Annotated in this window: 4 protein-coding genes; 2 read left to right on the top strand and 2 right to left on the bottom strand. The window is 67.7% G+C overall.

Annotated elements, in window-relative coordinates; translation table 11 throughout:
- Positions 1-373 precede the first annotated feature (373 nt).
- Positions 374-577: a dodecin domain-containing protein gene (locus EB084_21555; GenBank protein ID NDD30851.1), complete on the bottom strand. Its 204-nt coding sequence runs from the start codon at positions 575-577 to the stop codon at positions 374-376.
- A 65-nt stretch (positions 578-642) separates the two neighbouring features.
- On the opposite strand from EB084_21555, the gene EB084_21560 reads away from it, so the two are divergent.
- Positions 643-2,361, top strand: a complete 1,719-nt coding sequence (locus EB084_21560; protein ID NDD30852.1) for a M1 family peptidase — start codon at positions 643-645, stop codon at positions 2,359-2,361.
- A 30-nt stretch (positions 2,362-2,391) separates the two neighbouring features.
- Here EB084_21560 and EB084_21565 read toward each other — a convergent pair whose 3' ends face one another.
- Positions 2,392-3,165, bottom strand: coding sequence for a 1-acyl-sn-glycerol-3-phosphate acyltransferase (locus EB084_21565; protein NDD30853.1), 774 nt, complete (start codon positions 3,163-3,165; stop codon positions 2,392-2,394).
- A 137-nt stretch (positions 3,166-3,302) separates the two neighbouring features.
- On the opposite strand from EB084_21565, the gene EB084_21570 reads away from it, so the two are divergent.
- On the top strand, positions 3,303-3,749 hold a 447-nt coding region (locus tag EB084_21570), incomplete at its 3' end, for a hypothetical protein (GenBank protein ID NDD30854.1).

Below are 3,749 nucleotides of genomic sequence, written 5' to 3' on the forward strand. Positions count from 1 at the left end.
AACAGGGGGGGCGTCAGTGGAGAGGAGAGCGACGTCGCGCCGGGCGTGTACTGGTCGGCTGCACTGCGCGGCGGGGCTCCGGCTTCAGTGGCGCTGCCTGGAGGGCCGAATGCGGCAACCCGCGGACGCACCACCCAGGGAGAGCGCACGCTGGCCGATATGAGGGCATTGTTCTGCAAGCCTGGATGCTCCGTTCGCTGGCTGCGGCGCGCGGTCGAAGGCGCAGGGGTGCGCGGGCCTCGACGGACGGAACAGCCGTGTAGCGGTTGGAGCCGGTCGGGTGCTCGATTTGCAGCTCGTCTGGGGCTCTTCGGGCGCGCGCGGCGATCCGGCCTCTCGGGCCGGTCGCCGCGCGCGTCGCGGAGGAACGCGGTCAGTCGTCGAGGCGGAACCCCACGGCGAGCTTCACCTGGAACTCGGCGACCTGGCCGTCCTTCACGGTGCCGCGCTGCTCCTTCACCTCGAACCAGCTCAGGTTGCGCAGGGTCTTCGAGGCGCGCTCGACGGCGACCCGGGTGGCGTCGGCGAAGCTCTCCTTCGAGGTTCCCACGATCTCGGACATCTTGTAGACAGACATGGGGCGTTCACTCCTTCTGATTGTTGCGCCTCGACGTACGCTGTCGATGAGGTAACATCCTGGCAATGGCCCATCGCGGGTTTTCGTGGCAAGATGCTCACACTGGGGCAGAGCGCCCCACGGCCGGTGGGAGACGCCCCCTCGCACCGATGCCGCATGAGGGAAAGGTATATTTCGCCATGACGACGCCAACGCGCATCACAACGCCGCCCACGCGGGCTCCCCGCGCCGCCGCGCCGTCGGCGGCGGGAACCGTCGACGTGGCGCCGGCAGCGCTCCCCTCGCCGCGAGACGCGGTCTCGCTCGGGGAGGCCCCGCCTGCCGCTCCGCCCCCCGCGCATCGCGAGCCCTCCGCTGGCACCGATGGCATCGGCGACCCGTACTACCCGCAGATGGGCAACGGCGGGTACGACGCACAGCACTACGACATCGACCTGAAGGTCAACGTCAAGGCCAATCGCGTCGTCGGGTCGTCGACCATGGACGCGGTGGCCACCCAGGATCTGTCTTCGTTCAATCTCGACTTCCGCGGCTTCGACATCGACAAGATCACCGTGAACGGCGCCGAGGCCACGTTCTCGCGCAAGGACGGCGAGCTGTCGGTGCAGCCGCAGACACCCATCGGCAACGGCGAGGCCTTCTCGGTGGCGGTGAGCTATCACGGCAAGCCGGAGCCCTGGTCTTCGGTGGCGGCTCCCGCCGACGTGGGCTGGAAGCGATGCGGTGACGGCATCTGCGTCGACTGCGAGCCGGACGGCGCCTCGTCGTGGTTCCCGGTCAACGATCATCCGCGCGACAAGGCGACCTTCAAGATCTCGATGGACGTGCCCACCGGCTACCAGGTGGCGTCGAACGGGACGTTGCTGCAGACCGAGAGCAGCAGCGATCGCACGCGCTACACCTGGCAGTCGCGCGACGCCATGGCCCCGTACCTGGCCATGGTGCAGATCGGCGACTATGTGCGCAAGGACGAGACCTCGCCCGGTGGCGTGCCGATCCGCAACTACTTCCCGCCGGACAAGGCGGACGCTGCAGCCTACGACTTCGGCCGCCAGGGAGAGATGATCGACTACTTCTCCACGCTCTTCGGGCAGTACCCGTTCGAGGCCTACGGCGGTGTCGTGGTGCCGCGCTCGAGTGTGGGCGGTGCGCTCGAGTGCCAGAGCATGTCGCTCTTCGACCCGTTCGTCGTCACCGGTGATCGCACGTATGAGAACGTGGTGGCGCACGAGCTGGCGCACCAGTGGTTCGGCGACGCGGTGAGCGTGAAGAACTGGAAGGACATCTGGCTCAACGAGGGCTTTGCGTCGTACGGCGAATGGCTCTGGCAGGAGAAGAACCAGGGTGCCGCCTCGGTCGATGAGACCGCGCGCGACGTCTACAACTGGCTGAGCCGCAAGGACAGCGGGGCCGCGGTGACGGCCGAGGCCGAGCCCGAGGCGGTGCGCAAGCTGCGCGCCGCGCACGGCACGCCGCTCGAGAAGTCGACGTCGCGCGCCATCGTCATCGGCGCGCCACCTCCCAACGACATCTTCGATGAGCAGGTGTACATGAAGGGAGCGCTGGTTCTCTACGCCCTGCGCAAGGACGTGGGCGATGACGCCTTCTTCAACGGCCTGCGCGCCTATGTGAGCCAGTACAGCGGTGGAAACGCCGAGATCGCAGACTTCCGCGACGTCATGGAGCGGGTGAGCGGCAAGCCGCTGGGCGACTTCTTCAACGCCTGGCTCTACGAGACAAAGCTGCCGCCGTTCCCAGGCGACGCGGCGCGCGCGGCGGCCTGACCACCGGGCGAGCGACCGACTGCAGGCGCGTCAGCGCTTGCGCACCCGTCCACGAACCAGATCGATGCCATCCGGCGAGGCGAGCTCGCGGATGGTGTCTTCGATCTTGCGGGTGATGGCCACGGGGTCTTCGTCGTGACTGAAGTGCATGGGCGGGCCGATGCGCACCTCGACCGAAGCGCGCCGAGGAAGCGGGTTGCCCTTGGGCATCACGCGCCGCATGCCCAGGAGGGCCACCGGGATCACGGTGGCGCCGCTCTCGCCGGCGAGGAGCCCCACCCCTGGCTTGAACGGCTTGATGGTGCCGTCGAGGGAGCGGGTTCCCTCGGGGAAGAGCATGATGTGCCAGCCGTGCTCGAGGAGCCAGAGCGCGCGCTCGATGCCCGCGCGCCCCTTTCGTGGGAACGGGAAGGCGTTGCAGATGAGGCAGGCCGCGAGCTCGCGGTACCAGCTCGTGAAGAAGTAGTCGGCCGCCGCGGCCGCGGTCATGCGCCTGCGGATGACCGCGGGCATGGCGCGCATGAGCGCGGGGATGTCGGCATGGCTTGCGTGGTTGGCCACGAAGATGAACGGGCCTCGATGGCCCTCGAGGTTCTCGCGGCCGTGCACGTAGAGCGGATTGAGCCAGCGGAGGAACGGGAAGAACACCACAAAGTGGATGAACCGTCGCAGCAGCACCACCAACGGGTGAAACGGCCACTTGGGATAGCGGGTCGGGGGGGGCGACGGTGGGGGGTGATGAACGTCCGGCGGAGGGTGAGCGCCGCCTGAACCGTTGCTGCTTGCATCGCTGGCCATGCCCATGGCGTTCCAGGTAGAGGAGGGGGCTCCTTCTTGCGCGGCCGCTTGCTCTCAACTCAGCCTCACGAACGGGTTCGGCATGTTCGGGAAGGGCCATCAGACAGGATGTGCGGGCGCACAGTTCGAAGGATTGCGCCCGCATGACTGAGTTCACCACCTCCGACACCGAGCTCGATGGCATCACGCGCATCGATGGGGTTCCCATCGCGCAGATGCTGTCGTTTCTCGGGCACGACATCTACGGTCCCATCTCCATGCTTCGCACCTACCTCCAAGCCGTGGCCGACACGAGTGAAGATGAGGAGATGCGCACCCGCATCGGCGACGCGGAGAGCCTGGCCGGTCAGGTCGAGGGAATGGTGCGGCTGCTGCGCACCCAGCTCTCGCTGGCGGCAGGCCAGCAGGAGGTGCGACTCCAGCCGTTTCGCATCGAGCCCCTTCTGCTCGCGCTGGCGCGCGTGGGCTCCAACCTGAGCCGGCTTGATCGCCTCGTCTTCGACGAGGATCTGCAGGTGTACGCAGACGAGCGCCTGCTCAGCCAGGCCCTCGAGGGAACGTCGTGGCAGCTCGGGCGCATGGGATCGCGC

It is taken from the genome of Pseudomonadota bacterium (genome assembly GCA_010028905.1).
GTDB lineage: Bacteria > Vulcanimicrobiota > Xenobia > RGZZ01 > RGZZ01 > RGZZ01.

Bases quoted from the DNA above. Each gene is read 5' to 3' on its own strand.
- EB084_21555 (NDD30851.1), bottom strand. From the start codon at position 577: ATGTCTGTCTACAAGATGTCCGAGATCGTGGGAACCTCGAAGGAGAGC.
- EB084_21560 (NDD30852.1), top strand. From the start codon at position 643: ATGGCCCATCGCGGGTTTTCGTGGCAAGATGCTCACACTGGGGCAGAG.
- EB084_21565 (NDD30853.1), bottom strand. From the start codon at position 3,165: ATGGGCATGGCCAGCGATGCAAGCAGCAACGGTTCAGGCGGCGCTCAC.